Origin of the sequence: Flavobacterium sp. CFS9, from assembly GCF_041154745.1 — a bacterium.
Taxonomy (GTDB): Bacteria; Bacteroidota; Bacteroidia; order Flavobacteriales; family Flavobacteriaceae; genus Flavobacterium.
In genome coordinates this window covers 2,731,804-2,751,671 of sequence record NZ_AP031573.1, presented here as the reverse complement: position 1 = coordinate 2,751,671, position 19,868 = coordinate 2,731,804, and the positions used below count along the sequence as shown (strand labels likewise).

Annotated in this window: 20 protein-coding genes and 2 tRNA genes; 13 read left to right on the top strand and 9 right to left on the bottom strand. The window is 36.6% G+C overall.

The window, feature by feature from the left end:
* Positions 1 to 91: 91 nt before the first annotated feature.
* The 5 genes from ACAM30_RS11890 to ACAM30_RS11870 all read left to right on the top strand — a co-directional run bounded on the left by ACAM30_RS11890 (position 92) and on the right by ACAM30_RS11870 (position 4,889).
* On the top strand, positions 92 to 637 hold the full coding sequence (locus tag ACAM30_RS11890; protein WP_369614859.1) for a dihydrofolate reductase family protein: 546 nt from the start codon (positions 92 to 94) through the stop codon (positions 635 to 637).
* Between the two features lie 135 nt (positions 638 to 772).
* Positions 773 to 2,647, top strand: coding sequence for a U32 family peptidase (locus tag ACAM30_RS11885; protein WP_369614858.1), 1,875 nt, complete (start codon positions 773 to 775; stop codon positions 2,645 to 2,647).
* A 185-nt stretch (positions 2,648 to 2,832) separates the two neighbouring features.
* Positions 2,833 to 3,993 (top strand): formate-dependent phosphoribosylglycinamide formyltransferase, encoded by a 1,161-nt coding sequence (gene purT, locus ACAM30_RS11880; protein ID WP_369614857.1) that lies wholly within the window; start codon positions 2,833 to 2,835, stop codon positions 3,991 to 3,993.
* 3 nt (positions 3,994 to 3,996) lie between these two features.
* Positions 3,997 to 4,314 carry a DUF6370 family protein gene (locus tag ACAM30_RS11875; RefSeq protein ID WP_369614856.1) on the top strand — a complete coding sequence of 106 codons (318 nt, stop codon included), beginning with the start codon at positions 3,997 to 3,999 and terminating at the stop codon, positions 4,312 to 4,314.
* On the top strand, positions 4,314 to 4,889 hold the full coding sequence (locus ACAM30_RS11870) for a Crp/Fnr family transcriptional regulator (RefSeq protein WP_017497778.1): 576 nt from the start codon (positions 4,314 to 4,316) through the stop codon (positions 4,887 to 4,889). Before ACAM30_RS11875 ends, ACAM30_RS11870 begins: the two co-directional genes overlap by 1 nt.
* A 108-nt stretch (positions 4,890 to 4,997) precedes the next feature.
* Here the strand turns inward: ACAM30_RS11870 and aceA are convergent, their stop codons facing one another.
* Together aceA and aceB are read right to left on the bottom strand one after the other, a co-directional pair.
* Positions 4,998 to 6,278, bottom strand: coding sequence for an isocitrate lyase (aceA, locus tag ACAM30_RS11865; protein ID WP_369614855.1), 1,281 nt, complete (start codon positions 6,276 to 6,278; stop codon positions 4,998 to 5,000).
* A 123-nt stretch (positions 6,279 to 6,401) separates the two neighbouring features.
* Entirely contained in the window at positions 6,402 to 8,003 is a 1,602-nt protein-coding gene (aceB, locus tag ACAM30_RS11860) for a malate synthase A (RefSeq protein WP_369614854.1), read from the bottom strand.
* Positions 8,004 to 8,200: 197 nt separating this feature from the next.
* On the opposite strand from aceB, the gene ACAM30_RS11855 reads away from it, so the two are divergent.
* From ACAM30_RS11855 to ACAM30_RS11840, 4 genes are all read left to right on the top strand, one after another.
* Positions 8,201 to 9,682 carry a helix-turn-helix domain-containing protein gene (locus ACAM30_RS11855; protein WP_369614853.1) on the top strand — a complete coding sequence of 494 codons (1,482 nt, stop codon included), beginning with the start codon at positions 8,201 to 8,203 and terminating at the stop codon, positions 9,680 to 9,682.
* A gap of 299 nt (positions 9,683 to 9,981) precedes the next feature.
* On the top strand, positions 9,982 to 10,698 hold the full coding sequence (locus tag ACAM30_RS11850; protein WP_369614852.1) for a pirin family protein: 717 nt from the start codon (positions 9,982 to 9,984) through the stop codon (positions 10,696 to 10,698).
* 170 nt (positions 10,699 to 10,868) lie between these two features.
* Positions 10,869 to 11,099 carry a (4Fe-4S)-binding protein gene (locus ACAM30_RS11845; RefSeq protein ID WP_369614851.1) on the top strand — a complete coding sequence of 77 codons (231 nt, stop codon included), beginning with the start codon at positions 10,869 to 10,871 and terminating at the stop codon, positions 11,097 to 11,099.
* A 237-nt stretch (positions 11,100 to 11,336) separates the two neighbouring features.
* Entirely contained in the window at positions 11,337 to 11,870 is a 534-nt protein-coding gene (locus tag ACAM30_RS11840) for a YceI family protein (RefSeq protein WP_369614850.1), read from the top strand.
* Between the two features lie 136 nt (positions 11,871 to 12,006).
* Here the strand turns inward: ACAM30_RS11840 and ACAM30_RS11835 are convergent, their stop codons facing one another.
* On the bottom strand, positions 12,007 to 12,870 hold the full coding sequence (locus ACAM30_RS11835) for a helix-turn-helix domain-containing protein (protein ID WP_369614849.1): 864 nt from the start codon (positions 12,868 to 12,870) through the stop codon (positions 12,007 to 12,009).
* Between the two features lie 173 nt (positions 12,871 to 13,043).
* Between ACAM30_RS11835 and ACAM30_RS11830 the strand changes: the two genes are divergently transcribed.
* Positions 13,044 to 13,406, top strand: a complete 363-nt coding sequence (locus ACAM30_RS11830) for a DUF983 domain-containing protein (RefSeq protein ID WP_369614848.1) — start codon at positions 13,044 to 13,046, stop codon at positions 13,404 to 13,406.
* A 71-nt stretch (positions 13,407 to 13,477) separates the two neighbouring features.
* Positions 13,478 to 14,353 carry an ACP S-malonyltransferase gene (gene fabD, locus ACAM30_RS11825; RefSeq protein ID WP_369614847.1) on the top strand — a complete coding sequence of 292 codons (876 nt, stop codon included), beginning with the start codon at positions 13,478 to 13,480 and terminating at the stop codon, positions 14,351 to 14,353.
* A gap of 105 nt (positions 14,354 to 14,458) precedes the next feature.
* Here the strand turns inward: fabD and ACAM30_RS11820 are convergent, their stop codons facing one another.
* The 3 genes from ACAM30_RS11820 to ACAM30_RS11810 form a co-directional block, all read right to left on the bottom strand.
* Positions 14,459 to 14,656: a hypothetical protein gene (locus ACAM30_RS11820; protein ID WP_369614846.1), complete on the bottom strand. Its 198-nt coding sequence runs from the start codon at positions 14,654 to 14,656 to the stop codon at positions 14,459 to 14,461.
* 197 nt (positions 14,657 to 14,853) lie between these two features.
* Positions 14,854 to 15,867 carry a UDP-glucose 4-epimerase GalE gene (gene galE, locus ACAM30_RS11815; protein ID WP_369614845.1) on the bottom strand — a complete coding sequence of 338 codons (1,014 nt, stop codon included), beginning with the start codon at positions 15,865 to 15,867 and terminating at the stop codon, positions 14,854 to 14,856.
* 43 nt (positions 15,868 to 15,910) lie between these two features.
* Entirely contained in the window at positions 15,911 to 17,044 is a 1,134-nt protein-coding gene (locus ACAM30_RS11810; RefSeq protein WP_369614844.1) for a DegT/DnrJ/EryC1/StrS family aminotransferase, read from the bottom strand.
* Between the two features lie 135 nt (positions 17,045 to 17,179).
* Between ACAM30_RS11810 and ACAM30_RS11805 the strand changes: the two genes are divergently transcribed.
* Entirely contained in the window at positions 17,180 to 18,409 is a 1,230-nt protein-coding gene (locus ACAM30_RS11805) for a 3-deoxy-D-manno-octulosonic acid transferase (RefSeq protein WP_369614843.1), read from the top strand.
* A gap of 347 nt (positions 18,410 to 18,756) precedes the next feature.
* Positions 18,757 to 18,981: a hypothetical protein gene (locus tag ACAM30_RS11800; protein ID WP_166920555.1), complete on the top strand. Its 225-nt coding sequence runs from the start codon at positions 18,757 to 18,759 to the stop codon at positions 18,979 to 18,981.
* 181 nt (positions 18,982 to 19,162) lie between these two features.
* Here ACAM30_RS11800 and ACAM30_RS11795 read toward each other — a convergent pair whose 3' ends face one another.
* The 3 genes from ACAM30_RS11795 to ACAM30_RS11785 form a co-directional block, all read right to left on the bottom strand.
* Positions 19,163 to 19,543 (bottom strand): DUF1508 domain-containing protein, encoded by a 381-nt coding sequence (locus ACAM30_RS11795; RefSeq protein ID WP_369614842.1) that lies wholly within the window; start codon positions 19,541 to 19,543, stop codon positions 19,163 to 19,165.
* A 148-nt stretch (positions 19,544 to 19,691) separates the two neighbouring features.
* A tRNA-Leu gene (locus ACAM30_RS11790) sits at positions 19,692 to 19,777 on the bottom strand.
* 14 nt (positions 19,778 to 19,791) lie between these two features.
* Positions 19,792 to 19,864, bottom strand: a tRNA-Gly gene (locus ACAM30_RS11785).
* Positions 19,865 to 19,868: the final 4 nt, after the last annotated feature.

Below are 19,868 nucleotides of genomic sequence, written 5' to 3'. Positions count from 1 at the left end.
TTTATGATATCTTTTTATGATATCTTTTTTCGAACAAACATTCTTTTTTACATTATTTTTACAGCTACTCTTAACAAAAAAACATCCCTAAATGAAAAAAATAATTTTAGACCTGGCAGTAACTTTAGACGGTTTTATTGAAGGTCCCAACGGAGAAACTGATTGGTGTATCATGGACGATGATATGGATTTTGATGGATTCTTATCCAGTATAGACACTATTTTTTATGGCCGGGTGAGTTATGATATGTGGGGAAATTATCAGCCTGATGAAAATGCAAGTCTCGCTGAAAAGTCACTTTGGAAAGAAGTTCACGCAAAGAACAAATTTGTTTTCTCCAGTCAAAACAGAGAAGACAACAATGCCACGTTTATCGATTCTGACCTCGCAACTAAGGCAAACGAAATTAAAAAGCAATCGGGAAAAGATATCTGGTTATATGGCGGGGCGGGTCTTATTAAAACCTTTATTCAATTAAATCTTATTGATACCTATAGAATATCCGTTCATCCAATTGCGTTGGGAAGCGGAAAACCATTATTTGAAGACTTAAAAGAAAGATTAGAATTAAAGTTACTTACAACCAATGCTTTTAAATCTGGTGTAGTACAACTTATCTACGAACCCGCTAAATAAAAACTTCATTTATCATCATTCCATATAACCTAACTATTTCAAAAAAAGTCACTTCAGCATTAGCAAACTCAAAATATTTATAAGAACTTTGCAAACTTTTTTCCGTGAATACCACAAAAGCCTAAAGTACTTAAAATGAAGAAGAAGATTGAAATATTAGCTCCTGCCAGGGATTTAATTGGAGGAATGGCAGCCATAAACAGTGGAGCTGATGCCGTTTATATTGGTGCACCACAATTTGGAGCACGTTCAAATGCCAACAATTCTATCGAAGACGTAGCCGCACTGGTACAATATGCACACCTGTTTAATGCACAGGTTTTTGTGGTTATGAATACCATTTTGTACGACAACGAACTGGAAACTTGTCGTAAAATGATCTGGGAATTGTACGACATTGGTGTTGATGCCCTGATCATTCAGGACATGGCGATCATGGAAATGGACATCCCTCCAATCGTACTTCACGCCAGCACACAAGCCAACAACCGTGATGCCGATAAAATTAAATTCCTAAAAGATGCCGGAATCAAACGTGTGGTTTTAGCCCGTGAATTGAACCTGCATCAAATTAAAACAATATACGACGAAGCCGATGTTGAATTAGAATTTTTCGTAACCGGTGCATTATGTGTATCCTTTAGCGGAAACTGTTATATGAGTGTAGCCAATGGAGAACGCAGTGCCAATCGTGGTTCCTGCGCGCAAAACTGCCGTTTACCCTACAACTTAATTGACGGAAACGGAGAAACCCTAATCAGAAACAGTCACTTGCTTTCGATTAAAGATTTAGATATTTCAGATCAGATTCCGAATCTAATTGAAGCCGGAATCGTTTCTTTCAAAATCGAAGGCCGTTTAAAAGATGTGGTTTACGTTAAGAACAACGTTTCTTACTTACGTCAAAAACTAGACAGCTATTTAGAAGGCGCAGGAAGTGATAAGTATATGAAAGCATCATCAGGAACCTGTACCTATACTTTTGATTCTTCTTTAAGCAGAACTTTCAACCGTGGTTATACGGATTATTTCGTAAACGAAAGACACAGTTCTATTGGTTCCTGGGAAAGCCCAAAATCAAAAGGTCAATATATTGGTAAATTAATCCGAACAGTTGGAAACGCTTACGAAATCGAAAACGGCGAATTACTAAACAACGGTGACGGGCTTTGTTTCATCAACGAAAACAATGAAGCTGACGGAATCTATGTAAACAAAGCTGAAAACGGAAAAATTTATCCAAACGTTTTAAAAGAAGTAAAAGACGGAACTTTTATTTACAGAAATAATGACGCCGCTTTCATCAAAATTGTAGAAAGAGAAGACAGTGCTGTTCGTAAATTGAGCACTACTTTATTACTTACAGAAACAGCAACAGGTTTCGAACTTATCGCTACCGATGAAGACGGGTATGTGAGCACTGTAACCCTGGAACATGCAAAAGAGCAGACTAAAACGGGTGAATCTATCGAAGAAAACATTAAAACTCAATTGGCAAAAACAGGTTTTACGCCTTACACTGCCGATGAAATCAATATTATGTTTTCTCAAAACTGGTTCCTTCCTATTTCAAAAATCAACGAAATGAGAAGAACCGTTTACGATCAGTTGACCGAAATTCGTTTGGCAAATTACAAACGTGAAGAACACCAACTGGTTAAAACATCTCATCCTTATCCGGAAACTAAATTGGATTTCATGTACAATGTTTCCAATAAAACGGCCCGTAAATTCTACGAGCGTCATGGTGTTACCGAAATTGAAAAAGCATTTGAATTACAGTGGGATCCCGGAAAATCGCGTGTGATGACCACTAAATATTGCATCAAATACGAATTAAAAAAATGCCCGATACACCAAAAAGATATCGTAGGTGTTAAAGTAAAAGAGCCTCTGGTTTTAAAACAAGGCGAATTAGAATACAAACTGAAATTCAACTGCAAACCCTGTGAAATGGAAATCTGGGAAAAAGATGCAGAATTTGAAATAGAAGAAGATCATTTTCATTAGAATTTTAGCCGCAAAGAGCACAAAGGATTACGCAAGGCTCGCAAAGATTTTTTTTAATCTTTGCGAGCCTTTTCTTTTAACTAGACATTAGAAGTTTTGCGTTCTTATCGTAATTCCTTGCGAACTTTGCGGTTAAACTCTTTTTTCGCTACTTTTACTTCTCCAACAACACAATTTAATCCAAAATGAAAATACTACTCCTGGGTTCGGGTGAACTGGGCAAAGAATTTGTCATTGCCGCTCAACGAATCGGACAAACTGTAATTGCTGTCGATAATTACGAAAATGCTCCTGCCATGCAGGTCGCACACAGCTTTGAAGTCATTAACATGCTCGACGGCGAAGCACTGGACCAAATCGTAGCCAAACACCAGCCCGATTTTATCGTTCCTGAAATAGAAGCTATCCGAACAGAACGCTTTTACGATTACGAAAAACAAGGTATTACTGTTGTTCCATCTGCAAAAGCAGCCAACTTTACCATGAATCGAAAAGCGATTCGCGATCTCGCTTCGAAAGAACTGGGATTAAAAACCGCAAAATACCAATACGCAACTTCGGCAGAAGAACTTCAAAAAGCCGTTCAGGAAGTTGGAATTCCCTGCGTAGTAAAACCTTTAATGTCTTCTTCCGGAAAAGGACAATCCACTATCAAAACAGAAAGCGATATTGAAAAAGCCTGGCAATATGCCGTTGCAGGTTCACGTGGTGATGTCATCGAAGTTATCGTAGAAGCTTTTGTAGATTTCAATTCTGAGATTACACTTTTAACCATTACTCAAAATAACAATCCAACACTTTTTTGTGCTCCAATCGGACACCGTCAGGAACGTGGTGATTATCAGGAGAGCTGGCAGCCCGCAAAAATTTCTGATGCTGATCTATACGAAGCGCAGGACATGGCCGAAAAAATTACCGAAGCACTGGGAGGCGCAGGCCTTTTTGGTGTTGAATTTTTCTTAACCAACGATGGAGTTTATTTCTCAGAACTTTCCCCTCGCCCACACGATACCGGAATGGTAACTCTTGCCGGAACACAAAATTTTAACGAATTCGAATTGCATTTACGAGCAATTTTAAGTTTGCCAATCTTCGAAATCACTCTCGAAAAAGCTGGTGCAAGTGCCGTGATTCTGGCCTCAGAAGATTCGACAAATCCAACTTTTACCGGAATTGAAAAAGTAGCCGCTTTACCCAAAACTGATTTCAGAATTTTCGGAAAGCCAACTTCAAGACCTTACCGCCGAATGGGAGTTGTTTTAAGTCATGACGCTCTCACAACACCAATCGATGAAATTACAGAACGCGCCAAAACAACTTCAAAACTAATAACCGTAAACTCTTAAAAAATGAAAAACGCATTATTTGCACTGTTCCTGCTTGCCGGAATTTCAACTCAGGCTCAGGATAAGAAAACAAACGAAAAACCTGTAATCGTTGAAACCGCTTGTGGCGAATGCCAATTTGGAATGAAAGGCAAAAGCTGCGATTTAGCTGTTCGCATTGACGGTAAAACGTATTTTGTAGACGGAACAACAATTGACGAGCATGGTGACGCACATGCAAAAGATGGCTTTTGTAATGCTGTTCGCAAAGCTTCAGTTTTCGGAAAAGTAGAGAATGATCGCTTTAAAGTAAGCTCTTTCACACTGATAAAAGAAAAATAATGGCTTTAATTCTTGAAAATATAGCCAAACACGTTTCATTGACTCCTGAAGAGCAGGCTCATTTTTTATCCAAAACAGAAACTCATTTTTACAAGGCGAAAACCATTTTACTAAATGCCGGTGAAGTGTGTACGCATTCGTATTTTGTAAATTCGGGAATCTTGAGAAGCTTCAACATCAACGATAATATTGTCGAGCATGTTCTGGCATTCGCTTGTCAAGGCTGGTGGATGAGTGACATGTACAGCTATTTTTCACAGAAACCGGGAGAACTTTTTATAGAAGTTTTAGAAGATGCAGAGGTCGTTTCTTTATCCAAAGAAAATCAGGAGCAATTGTATCTTGACATTCCTAAATTAGAACGTTTTTTCAGAATTTTAATTGAAAATTCTCTGGTAGCCAATCAACAGCGTCTTATGGATAATTTAAGCCTGACAGCAGAAGAACGCTTTGAAAAATTTTGTGCTAAATATGGAACATTGGTTCATAAAGTTCCTCAAAAACAAATTGCTTCTTTTATCGGTGTTACCCCTGAATTTTTCAGCAAAATGAAAGCACGGCTTTTAAAAAAGTAAAATTAAACCATTAAGATATTAAGACACATTAAGCCAGGCTCAATCTTTCTTATTTTTTAAGGATATAAAGCTTAATTTTCTTAATATCTTAATGGTAAAAACAAAGAATTAAAACTGCTCAACCTCTGTTGAATGTTTCATTGCTGTAGTTGAAGACCTTCCTATCGTTACTGTATTTTGAACTGCATCGAAATAAGACGTCCCCACAAAAGCCTGATGTTTTACTGCTCTGAATCCGTTTTGCTGCAAGGCAAATTCTCTTTCCTGCAATTCAGAATATCCTGCCATACCGCGTTCTTTGTACGCTTTAGACAATTCGAACATACTGGTATTCAAAGCATGGAATCCCGCCAGCGTAATGAACTGAAATTTATACCCCATTGCCGCCAGATCTTCTCTGAAAGTTTCCATTTCTGTCACTGAAAGTTTTGCCGCCCAGTTGAAAGAAGGAGAACAATTGTAAGCCAGCATTTTACCCGGAAATTCTTTTTTCAAAGCATCGGCAAATTTCTTAGCATAAGCCAAATCGGGATTACTGGTTTCCATCCAGATCAAATCGGCATAAGGCGCATAACTCAACCCTCTTGCAATTCCCTGATCGATTCCGCTGTTTACATAGAAAAAGCCTTCATTGGTTTTTTCACCCGTAATAAATTTTGCATCTCTTGGATCAGCATCGCTAGTCAGTAAATTAGCCGCATCTGCATCTGTTCTGGCAACAATTAACGTCGAAACCCCCATAACATCAGCAGCCAAACGAGCAGCAATCAGTTTATTGATCGCTTCCTGAGTAGGCACCAAAACCTTACCTCCTAAATGTCCGCATTTTTTAGCAGAACTTAACTGATCTTCAAAATGGACGCCTGAAGCCCCCGCTTCGATCATCGACTTCATCAATTCGAAAGCATTTAAATTTCCGCCAAAACCGGCTTCTGCATCGGCCACAATCGGAACCAAATAATCTTTTTTATCTTCAACCTGGTTTACCACCTGAATCTGATCAGCTCTCAACAAGGCACTATTAATTTTCTTTACCACCATTGGCACGCTATTTACCGGATAAAGCGATTGGTCAGGATACATTTCTCCTGCCAGATTTGCATCGGCAGCCACTTGCCAGCCACTCAAATAAATCGCTTCTAAACCAGCATCAACTTCCTGAATCGCCTGATTTCCTGTTAAAGCACCTAAACCAGCAACATAATCCTGATTTTTTAACTTTCTCCATAATTTCTCCGCCCCCATTTTCGCAATAGAATGCTCAATATGATAAGAGCCCTGAAGCGTCACCACCTCAGTAGCGGTATACGGACGTTCAACACCTTTCCATCTTGGGTTTGTGATCCAATCGTTAATCAATTCCTGAATTCTGTCTTCTGTTGTTTTCATAAAAGTATAAGTTAAGTTGGTTAGTAAGTAAATAGTTTGCAGTCACAGTTTGCAATTTTAACTGAGACCTATAAAAGGTTTATTTTTTTTCACGCAGATTTTTAATGATCAGCGCAGCGTTTTTTATAAATATTTGTAACATGGAAGGGTTAAAAAATCAACGAAATCGGGATTTACAACCAGTCTTTCCAAAACTTTCTCCGCTAACGGGAATTGACGGTCTTCGTAATTTTCCTCTCCCAGCTCGTCTTTAATTTTTTTGAATTCATCTAAAGCCAACTCATGATAATACGCCAGATTCAGTATTTGTCCGTTATCCAAAGTCACCTTATTCTGAAGCCACTGCCACAATTGCGATCTTGAAATCTCTGCCGTAGCAGCATCCTCCATCAGATTGTGCAAGGCTGCAGCACCTTGTCCGTTCAGCCATGAAGCCAAATACAAAACCCCAACATTAATGTTTTTGCGAACCCCATTTTCTGTTATAATTCCAATTGGCGGCTCTATCAAATCTGCTTCTGTTATTTTGCGATATTCTTTTTTAACATGAATTTGATTGGGAGTTGGCATTCCGGCATCGAAAATATTTTTAGCCAGAGCAACCAAATCCGGATGCGCTACCCACGTTCCATCGTGACCATTTTTTACTTCGCGTTCTTTATCGGTTTTTACCTTTGCGAAAGCAATTGCATTTGCCTCCTCATTATTTTTAATCGGAATTTGAGCGGCCATCCCTCCGATAGCATGAATACCACGTTTGTGACATCTTTGAATTACCAGATTCGAATAAGCATTCATAAAAGGCGAAGTCATATTGACCTGATCGCGATCCGGAACAATAAACTTGGAATGCTTGCGGAATTTCTTAATATAAGAGAAAATATAATCCCAACGTCCGCAGTTCAATCCTACGATATGTTCCTTCAATTCGTAAATAATCTCGTCTAGCTGAAAACTTGCTGTGATGGTTTCAATTAAAACAGTAACCTTTATCGTTCCTCTTTCTAACTTCAAATAATCTTCGGTAAAATCAATCACGGTATTCCACCAGCGTGCTTCCAGATAATGTTCTAATTTTGGAATATAGAAATAAGGCCCGGACTTGTTTTCTAAAAGTCTCTTATGATTGTGAAAAACAAACAATCCAAAATCTACCAAAGAACCTGAAACCGCATTCCCATCAATCGAAAGATGTTTTTCCGGTAAATGCAATCCACGTGGACGTACTATCAATGTCGCAATCTTTTCATTCAGGTGATACGATTTATGCTTGACCAAATCGGTATAAGAAATCGTCTTATTAACCGCATCAATCAAATTCACTTGTCCGTCCATTAAATTTTGCCAGGTCGGAGAAGTACTGTCTTCAAAATCCGCCATAAAAGTTTTGGCTCCCGAATTCAACGCATTGATAATCATTTTGCGATCAACCGGTCCCGTAATTTCAACTCTGCGGTCCTGTAAATCTTTTGGAATTTCTCCAGCCACCCAATTACTTTCTCTGACGGTTTTGGTTTCTGAAGGAAAAGACGGCATGACGCCCTGATCAAAAGCGGTTTGTTTTTGTTCGCGTTGCAGTAACAATAATTTTCGCTGTGAATCAAATTTTCGATGCAGTTCGGTTATAAAAACAATTGCCTCTTCTGTCCAGATCTTTGGATAAGAAAGCTTCTTTTCGGCCAAAAATTCCATTGCCGTCTCGGTAATCTCTAATTGGTTTTTCATCGCTGTTGCTTTTGATTAGTTCTCCATTATTCGTCATTTTTTTGCTAATAAAAATATTTTATATTATAACAATCTGACCTTTAATATTTTCTACACCACAATATTAGAAAAAAGTTTTTTACAAAACAAGCGAACGTTCGCTAAATTTAGAAAAAACTTTTTTGGCGATTATTTTTAGATTACTTACATTTGATATTATGGATATCGAAAAAGACTATATAAAGCTAATTTTTGGGCTAAAACTCAAGCAGGTTCGCACTCAGAAAAACCTCTCTCTTTTTGGCTTGGCTAAACTGACCAATCTTTCAAAATCGTATTTAAACGAGATTGAAAAAGGAAAGAAATATCCAAAAACAGATAAAATTTTGCTTTTGTGCGAACATTTGGACGTTACGTATGACCAAATGGTCTCTTTAAAGCTGGACAACAACCTCGCTCCGATTGGAGAGATTCTGAAATCAGGAATTTTAAAAGAAATTCCTCTCGAGCTTTTTGGTATTCAGGAAGCAGATTTGATCGATATAATTGCTAACGCACCTGCCAAAGTCAATGCATTTATCAGCACCATCATTGAAATTGCCCAGCATTACAATCTGAGCCGCGAAAGTTTTTTCCTGGCAGCCTTACGCTCCTATCAGGAGGCGCACAGCAATTATTTTGAAGATCTGGAAGATAAGGTAATTGCTTTCTCTAAGTCCTTTCAGATTAATTTAGATTCAAAAATCACTATTAAAGAACTGGAAGCCATTCTTAAAGAGGAGTTTGACTACACCATAAAAGAAATTGCCTTCACTGATCAGGAAGCCTTAGAAGATCTACGTTCGATATACGTCCCAAAAAGCAAAACCCTGCTGCTTTCAACTGAAATTGATGACCCGCAAAAAGCTTTTATTCTAGCCAAAGAAATCGCTTATAATTATCTGAACTTATCCGATCGTTTACTGACGTTCAGCTGGATCAAATTCGAAAACTTTGATCAGGTATTACACAATTTCTATGCTTCTTATTTCGCAGGTGCTTTACTATTGCCGAGACAATTGTTAGTAAACAGAATCAATGACTTTTTAAATAACGAAAAGCCAAATCCGGAAGAATTTGTAACACTTATTGAAAGTTTTGAAGTTTCTCCCGAATCTTTTTATCAGAGACTGACCAATTTACTCCCTAAAGATTTCCATCTAAAGAATTTATTTTTTTTAAGAATGTCGCATAAAACGGGTTCTGACATTTATCAAATCAAGAAAGAACTGCACATTACCAACCAGCAGGAACCACATGCAAACGAAACTAATGAGCATTATTGCAGGAGATGGGTTTCGGTAAAAACCATAGATGAAGCCATCAAACAAAACAAGCCTCACTTTTTTGATGCTCAGATTTCGAGTTATGTTCATAGCGGAAATGAATACTTGGTTTTTTCATCTGCCACAAAAGATCCTTTTATCAAAGACAACATAAGAAGTATTTCGGTTGGTATTTTAATCAATCCAACAATGAAAAAGAAATTCAAATTCATTGAAGGAAAACCACTTGTCAAACGAATTGTAGGGGTCACCTGTGAGACCTGCGATGTAAAAGACTGCCTCGAAAGAGCCGCCCCCCCAATCGCATTGGAAAAGAAAAAACGCCACGAGAATACCGATGCTGTTGTGCAACAGTTTATTTCACAATACAGTTAGATTTTCTTAGATCTTTAGATTGTTGGATTGCTGGATTATTAGACTATTCGATTATTGGAATTTACCATTTTTATTCTAAGAATAAGTTAGATCCTAAACCGAAGTCCTAGTAAACTTATTCCTCTGAAAAAGAAAAAGAAAAAAACCTTTACGCCTTTGCATCTTTGAACCTTTGCACCTAAAAAAACTAAGAACCTTATCCACTCAGAACCTCAAAACCTTTCTTAATCTACATTAAGTGCTTTTCGCCTGCGTTGATTGTAAATTTGTACTATAAAAATAACAAAACAATTATCATCATGGAAAACATAATATTGCACAAAGCAGAAACAAGAGGAAATGCAAATCATGGCTGGCTTAATGCTTACCACAGTTTTAGTTTTGCAAGCTGGTACAATCCGGAAAGAATTCAGTTTGGAGCACTTCGCGTTCTGAATGACGACACTATTGCAGGTGGAATGGGTTTTGGAACTCATCCTCACGATAACATGGAGATCATTACCATTCCGTTAGAAGGTGATTTAGCTCACAAAGACAGCATGGGAAATACTGAAATCATTAAAAATGGTGACATTCAGGTGATGAGTGCCGGAACCGGAATTCAGCATAGTGAATTCAATCCAAATGCAGATCAACAGACTAAGTTATTGCAAATCTGGCTGTTTCCTAATAAAAGAAATGTAACGCCACGTTACCAGCAGATCACTCTGGATGTTGCGGACAGACACAATAAACTATCTCAGGTTTTATCTCCAAATGCTGATGATGAAGGAGTTTGGATCCATCAGGATGCCTGGTTTCATATGGGAAATTTCGACGCCGGAATCGCTACAACCTATAAATTAAAAAAAGAAGGAAACGGAGTCTACGTTTTTATCTTAAAAGGAAATGTAACGATTAACGGTCAGGAATTGAACACTCGTGATGCTATAGGAATCACTGATTTTGAAGCTTTAAACATCAAAGCCAATACTGAGGCCGAATTCCTGCTAATGGAAATTCCTATGAATTACTAATTCATAAAAAACATCTTACAGCCTTTTAAAAGAAACGATAACAATACTGTATAACAGAATGTTATCGTTTCTTTTTTTTTTCTAAAAACACCAAAAAGCCAAAAAGAAGTATTAAATTTATGAATAGAAAATTGGTCTGAATTTAAAATTAACCGCTAAAATTTTCAATCATGAATCCAAATGACCTTACGAAAGAATACAGCAATGGAGAAGTAACCATTGTCTGGCAGTCCGGAAAATGCATTCACTCTGCCAATTGCGTAAAAAACAATCCCGATGTTTTTCACCCAAAAGAAAAACCCTGGATTCGCCCTGAACAATCCACAACAGAAAAAATAATCTCAACCATTCACAAATGTCCTTCAGGAGCATTGAGCTTTTACATGAATGACAAAAGCTAATTTCCTTGCCTCTGATAGATTAATTTTTTTTCTGAATTAACAAATATCCTTTAAGCTGTAGCAAAAAAGCCAAGACTCTTCCCTCTAATTGGGATCTCTCAGAGCAACAATAAAAAGATGCGATACTCAAAAAGTAATCGCATTTTTTATTTCTTAATCTAGGTTAAGTCCCTTACGCTCACTACCACCGTAACTTTGTCCTATCAAAATGAAATTAATTATTTAAAAGATAAAATTATGGCAACTACAAAATGGTCAATTGACCCAACACATTCAGAAATTGGTTTTAAAGTTAAACACATGATGTTCACCAATGTTTCAGGTAAATTCGGAACTTACGATGCAACCATTAGCACAGACGAAGACAATTTCGAAAATGCTGCAATCGAATTCTCAGGCGACATTACTTCTATTGACACGGCAAATACAGACAGAGACAATCACTTAAGAAGTGGTGATTTTTTTGACGCTGAAAATCATCCAAAATTAACTTTCAAAGGTTCTTCATTCAAAAAAATCAATGAAGGAAGCTATGAATTAACCGGAGATCTAAACATCAAAGGCATCTCAAAATCAGTAACGTTTCCGGTAGAGTTTAGCGGAACTATGACTGATCCATGGGGAAATACAAAAGTAGGATTAAATATCGAAGGAAAAATAAACCGTAAGGATTGGGGACTAAACTGGAACTCAGCTCTTGAAACCGGAGGTGTTCTTGTTGGAGAGGAAGTAAAACTAAACATTGAATTACAGTTTGCAAAACAAGCTTAATCAAACATTCTCAGATTTAATTGGCTGGTTATTAAGCCCTGCATATGCAGGGTTTTGTTTTTTAGATACTAATTCACGAATTTTTATGCTCAAAATCCTGAAAAAAATAATTCGCGAATTAGTGGCTAAAAAAATCTTATCGCAATGTATTCCTAAATTCCGTTGGCGACACCCCTGTTTGTTTTTTGAAGAATCTCGAGAAATACGAGTAATCTTCATAACCTACTTTAAATGCCACTTCATTAACCGCTAATTGTTTGTCAATCAACATTCTTTTAATTTCAAGAATCACACGATCCGTAATCACTTCTGTGGCTGTTTTTTGCAGAATTTCATTGCAGATACGGTTCAAATGTTTTAAAGTAATGCTTAACTTTTCGGCATAAAAAGACGGCAATTTTTCCTGTTTGAAATACTGCTCCAAAAGCATTTCGAACTTATCAATTTTAATGTTATACGAATGCGTCTGATGCGAATAAGTTTCATTGTATTTGCGGGCTATTTCAATATGAATACAATCCAGTAAATTCAACATTTTATCCAGTTGATACCGCCCCTCCTGAATACTTTCCTGAATTAATAAATCAAAATAAGGCCGGATTTTAGCGATTCCTTTTTCTTCAAAAACCATTTCCGGCCGATTGTGAATCGAATGGTAAAAATTATATTCGTTGATCTTTTTCTGCCCGAAATACAAATTATACAATTCCTGCGAAAAAATAATCACAAAGCCTTCAATGTCTTCGGATAAACTCCAATGATGCATTTGTCCCGGCTGTAGCACAAACAGACTTCCTTTTTTAATCTCAAACTGATCAAAATCAACTTCGTGCTGTCCCGAGCCTTTCGTAAAAAACACCATCAAATACGAATCATGACGATGCGGTTCTTCTACAAAACTGTGACTTTTTAGATGCTCTTTGAATGTATTGACATAAAAATCACGATGAATATCATTACAGCTAAAATTCTGAACACTATAAACCGGGTATTTTTTCATATCTATAGAATTTATTTTTTATTGGTCCTATATGCGATCTCCCAATCATGTTTTTCGATTAAGGTAGGCAATGTCATAATAAATGTCTTTATTGTGCTACAAGTAGCGAAGATATAAAAAAGACTTTAATCCTGTTCTGAATTACCTTTGTATAAATAAAAAACAACAAGATCATGTCAAATGCATTAACTCATATTTTAAGCAACGAATGTCCTATTTGTCATAAAGGAAAAGTTTTTACAGATAAAAATATTTTTTTCACTTTTGGTCTTCCAAAGATGAACGAATATTGCGATCACTGTAATTATAAATTTCAAAAAGAACCTGGTTACTTCTTTGGCGCCATGTATGTAAACTACGGATTAACAGTCGCTCAGGGAATTGCAACGTACTGTATTGCACAATTTTTCTTCGAGAAGAACTTCGATTTAAGGATCATTCCGATTATCGCGGTCGTAATTACTCTGCTCACTTCTTTTAATCTTAGATTTTCGAGATTAGCGTGGATTTATATGTTTAAGGATTATACGAAGTAAAAAAATGCTATTTTTGCCTTTCAATTGAAACGAATTTTCAATTCAAAAAATTCAATCTTTAAATTAGACAAATGAAAGCATACGTATTTCCGGGTCAGGGCGCACAATTTACAGGAATGGGCAAGGACTTATATGAAACATCGGCTTTAGCCAAAGAATTATTCGAAAAAGCCAATGAAATTTTAGGTTTTAGAATTACAGATATCATGTTCGAAGGTACTGCCGAAGAACTAAAAGAAACTAAAGTTACACAGCCTGCGGTATTTTTACACTCCGTTATTTTAGCTAAAACTTTAGGTGAGGATTTTAAACCAGAAATGGTTGCAGGACATTCTTTAGGAGAATTTTCAGCATTGGTTGCCAACGGAACTTTGTCTTTTGAAGACGGTCTTAAATTAGTTTCTCAACGTGCTTTGGCTATGCAAAAAGCCTGCGAAATCACTCCATCAACAATGGCTGCGGTTTTAGGTTTAGCCGATAATATTGTGGAAGAAGTTTGTTCTTCTATCGACGGAATCGTTGTTGCAGCAAACTACAACTGTCCTGGACAATTGGTAATTTCAGGAGAAACTTCGGCGGTTGAAAAAGCCTGTGAAGCAATGAAAGCTGCCGGTGCAAAACGTGCTTTAATTTTACCGGTTGGAGGAGCATTTCACTCTCCAATGATGGAACCTGCAAGAGAGGAACTAGCTGCTGCAATTGAAGCCACTACATTCTCAACTCCTATTTGTCCGGTTTACCAAAATGTGACAGCAAATGCTGTTTCTGATGCAAACGAAATCAAAAAGAACCTTATCATACAATTGACTGCTCCGGTAAAATGGACACAATCTGTTCAACAAATGATCGCTGACGGCGCTACTTTATTTACTGAAGTTGGTCCGGGGAAAGTGTTAGCCGGTTTGATCAACAAAATTGACAAAGAAGCGGTTACTGCTAATGCATAAAAGCCAGTATTCAGCCTCAAGTAACAGTTTTCAGTTACTCACTCGATAAAAAAAAATCCTCATGAACAGATTGTTTATGAGGATTTTACTTTTTTTGTTTTATTCTTAGGATTTATTCCTCCAAGGATAAGCTTTTATTCTTTTAGACATTTCATCCTTAAATTCTTGAGAAGTTAAACCTTTCGCAAATTCAGCATCAAAATCAAAAGTCTCGCGATCGATTCCTGATTTTTGAATTTTATCTTTTCCCCACCATTCTCTGATTCTTCTAATTGATTCCGCTTTTGCTTCCTCTAGTCTCAATCCTTTTGCAAACTCTGCATCAAAATCAAAACTCTTTTTTTTTATTTTCTTCTTTCAAACTCATAATTCCTACAATTTCACCTTACAAAATTACGAAATAAATTCAATGAAAATAAAAATCCCAAATGATTCTCATTTGGGATTTTAACACTTCGTTTTTCAACCGAATACCGAGACTGAACGCTGAATACTAAAAATTAAGAACGAACTTTCTGCTCCCATTTCCAGGCACTAGCCATTGCTTCGTCTAAACTTAATTCTGCTTTCCAGCCTAAAACATTATTTGCTTTATCCGTATTGGCATAAGCCTCTGTAATATCGCCTTCACGGCGAGGCATAATTTTATAAGGTAATTTTTTATCGCTTACTTTTTCGAAGCTATGAATTACTTCTAAAACCGAACTTCCTTTTCCGGTTCCTAAATTGAACGTTTCTACTTTTTGTAAATTCTTTTTAGCAAACAAACGCTGCAAGGCAATTACGTGCGCTTTTGCCAAATCTACAACGTGAATATAATCACGAACTGCTGTACCATCTGGAGTTGGATAATCATCTCCAAAAACGGATAATTCCTGACGCAATCCTACTCCTGTTTGCGTGATGAAAGGCACTAAATTTTGAGGAACCCCAATTGGCAACTCACCAATTTCAGTTGTTGCATGGGCTCCAACCGGATTAAAATAACGCAATAAAATGGCACTGATATTGGTTACTTTAGCAGTATCCGTAATAATCTCTTCCCCTATCTGCTTAGTGTTTCCGTAAGGAGAAATTGCCGCCTGTACCGGAGCATCTTCTGTAATTGGCATTTTTTCGGCCTGACCATAAACCGTACAAGACGAACTAAAAATAAAACTCGCTTCCGGTTTTTGCTGCAATTCCTGCAATAAATACACTAATGAAGCAATGTTGTTTTCGTAATACAACAATGGATTTTCAACACTTTCACCAACTGCTTTTGAAGCTGCAAAATGAATTACTCCGGTAACATCGTCATGCTTTTTAAAAAATTCCCGAACTGACGCTTTTTCTCTTAAATCTAATTTTTCGAATAAAGGTGTTTTTCCTGTAATGGCTGTAATCCCTTTTAAAACATCTTCTGTAGAATTGGAAAGGTTATCAATAATGACTACTTCAAAACCTTCATTTTGCAATTCTACAACCGTGTGAGAACCAATAAATCCTAATCCTCCTGTTACTAATACTTTCATTTTGTGGTTATTTTGTGCTGTTGTTTATTTGGTTTAATCTTTATTATTTATTCAAAAATTCCAAAACCGAATCGGTTATAAATTTGATTTGCTCATCATCCAGTTCTGTATGCATTGGCAAAGCAATTACTTCTTTTACTAATTGGTTAGTTACCGGGAACTGCTCTTCTTTGTAACGAGAATCTGCATAAGCTTTTTGTGAATGCAACGGAATTGGGTAGTAAATCGCACACGGAATTCCTTTATCCAATAAATGCTGCATCAAAGCATTACGATCTGCATCAATAATTCTCAATACATACTGATGGAAAACATGATCATTTTGGCTTGCATCAAATTCCGGCGTAATAATATGTGTATTTCCAGCAAAAGCTGCATTGTATTTTGTTGCCGCTAAACGACGTGCTGCATTGTACTCATCTAATAATGGCAATTTCGCATTTAAAACTCCGGCCTGAATACTATCCAAACGTGAATTCACTCCCACAACATCATGATGGTAACGCTCGTACATTCCGTGATTTACGATTCCGCGGATGATGTGCGCTAATTCATCATCGTTTGTAAAAATTGCTCCTCCATCTCCATAACAGCCTAAATTTTTAGACGGAAAAAATGAAGTTGCCGCTACATGACCAATTACCCCAACTTTGCTTTTCGTTCCTGATTTAGAAATATAATCTGCTCCAATTGCCTGCGCATTGTCTTCGATTACATATAAATTATGTTCGGCAGCAATTTCCATAATAGCATCCATGTTGGCTGCGCGTCCAAATAAATGTACCGGAACAATTGCTTTTGTTTTTGGCGTAATCGCTTTTTTAAGCGCTTCAATATCGATGTTCATATTTACAACATCAACATCCACTAAAACCGGCGTCAATTGCAGTAAAGCAATCACCTCAACAGTAGCTGCAAAAGTAAAATCAGCCGTAATTACCTCATCACCCGGTTTCAAATCCAATCCCATCATTGCAATTTGCAAAGCATCTGTTCCGTTTGCACACGGAATCACATGTTTTGCTCCCAGATAATCTTCCAGATTCTTTTGAAACTGGTGTACTAAAGGACCATTTATGTAAGTATTGGTATCCAAAACCTCCTGAATAGAGGCATCAACTGTAGTTTTTATTTTTTCGTATTGACTTTTTAGGTCAACCATTTGAATTTTTTTCATTTTCAATATAATTTAAAATTAAAGACTTGCATTTCATTCAGCGTCTCTAAAAGGAGGAACAAAAATAGTTATTTAATACCTTCAAACCAATGAAAATAATCGAAAGAACCGTAATTTAGCCACAAAAACAAACAGATGCTTTTTCTCTATAATTTAGTTATTTCTATTGCTGGCTTTTTTCTGAAAATTGTAGCGCTTTTTAGTCCGAAAATTAAGCTTTTTGTCGAAGGTCGTAAAAATGTTTTTGCCATTCTGGAAGAAAAGATAAAACCTTCAGATAAAACCATCTGGTTTCATTCAGCCTCACTTGGCGAATACGAACAAGGCCTTCCGGTGATTGAAAAAATCAAAGAAAAATACCCTGCACACAAAATCATTGTTACCTTTTTCTCTCCCTCAGGATACGAAGTTCGAAAAAACAATACTATCGCAGATGTTACACTGTACCTTCCATTGGACACTAAAAGCAATGCCAAGAAATTCTTAAAGCTAACCCATCCTGAATTGGCATTTTTTATAAAATATGAATTTTGGCTGAATTACTTAAATGAATTAGAGAAAAGCCAAACTCCGACCTATTTAATTTCCGGAATTTTCAGAGACAATCAGATGTTTTTTAAATGGTATGGCGGTTTTTACAGAAAAGCACTAAAAGCATTCACTTACTTTTTTGTTCAGAACGAAAGTTCAAAAGAAAAAATAAAGAATATCGGTTTTGACAATGTTATTGTTTCAGGAGATACTCGTTTCGATCGTGTAAATGCTATTTTAGAAAGAGATAATACTTTGGATTTTATCGAAAAATTCAAAAACAACACTCCAACCATCATTATAGGCAGCTCGTGGCCTAAAGACGAAGCATTAGTAGCAGAATACATCAATCAGGCATCCGAAGATGTAAAATTCATTATTGCACCTCACAACATTAAGAGCGATCAGATCGCAAGCCTGAAAGCGCAAATTACCAAATCAACTGTATTATTCTCCGAAAAAGAAAATACTGATTTATCTAATTACAATGTTTTTATTATAGACACTATAGGATTACTGACTAAAATTTACAGTTACGGAACAATTGCTTATGTCGGGGGTGGATTTGGAAATCCGGGTATCCATAATATATTAGAACCGGCCACTTTTGGAATTCCGATTGTAATCGGCCCCAACTACTCGAATTTTGCCGAAGCACTTGAACTGGTAGCTCTCAAAGGATGCCTTGTAATCTCAAACAGTCAGGAATTAAAGCAAAATCTTGATCGTTTGCTTCAGGACAAAGCCTTTTTAGAAGAAAAGAGTCAAATTTGTAAATCGTATATTCAGAACAATAAAGGAGCCACAGATCGTATCATGAATATCGTCGCGTAACCTTTTTACACGAATCGCAAGTGATTCGGAAGCAACATTACACACAAAAGGGCTTATTGAAGCTCTTTTGCTTTTTCCAGCATAACCTAATATTCCAAAAAGACAAAATAAACCGCAACTAAGAGTATAAAAACCCTCAATTCTCTTATTGAATCTTCAACAAAAAATAATTTAGACAAAATATACCATAATTTAACATATTTTTATTAATTTGGCACATTGTTTGATAAATAAGATAATCGTGAGCAATGAAAATATTTTAAAAAAAAAATAAAAAAATATTTTACATATTAAAAAATTTATATCTTTGCCACGAATTAATAATTAACCTTTTATAATAAAGTAAGATGAAAAAAGTATTTTTAAGTTTAGCTGTTGTTGCTGTTTTAACTGTTGTATCTTGTAAAAAAGCTGACGCTGCAGCTACTGAAGCTGTAGATTCTACTGCTGTTGCTGTTGATTCTGCTGCTGCTGTAGTTGATTCTGCTGCTACAACTGTTGATTCTGCTGCTGCAAAAGTTGACTCTGCTGCTGCAAAAGTTGAAGAAGCTGCTGCTCCTGCTAAAAAGTAATTCTAAATTACTCAAAAAAAATAAAAAGCTATCTTTCGATAGCTTTTTTTTATACCTTATACCCAACAAAGAAAACCACAACACACCCTCTATAAAAAAAACTGATAAGTCTTCAAAACTTACCAGGCCTTAATACAATTATCAAAATTCACAAGAAACAAAAAAGACACTCTTTCACCTCCTAATCCTCTACCTCCACTTCCTCACCCACAACTTCATCTTCAAAAATAGATTCACTCGAAGAAAAATCCAAAATCTCAGCCCTCGAAGCATAAGTCACAATTTCCTTAATTCCTTTCTGCAAAAGCAATTCTGTCGTGTATTTTCGGCTTGTAGCAAAATGAAGCTCCCCTAACATCAATTTAAAAAAATACTTCCCTCCAGCCCCCTTAAACTTTAAAAACCGAGCCATCTCAATATTCTCCTTAAACTTCTCCACATCCTCTTCGCATTCAAACTTCAACTCATAACTAAGACTTGTAAAGATCACCTTGCCCTTTCTCGAAGTAAACACGAATTTATACTCATCATTAAACCACTTACTAATTACAAAGGCACCCATATTATTATTTTAGATTTTAGATTATTGATTTCAGATTCTTAGATTCTTAGATTCTTAGATTCTCTAAAATAAATTTGCTTCGCAAATTTATTTTAAACTACCTGGCTTTACACCATAAAAAAAGCCTCTTCAAAAGAAGAGGCTTTAGTACTCAGAGCGGGACTTGAACCCGCACGAACATTGCTGTTCACTGGATTTTAAGTCCAGCGTGTCTACCAATTTCACCATCCGAGCATTAGATGATATAGAGCGAAAAACGGGGCTCGAACCCGCGACCTCGACCTTGGCAAGGTCGCGCTCTACCAACTGAGCTATTTTCGCATTT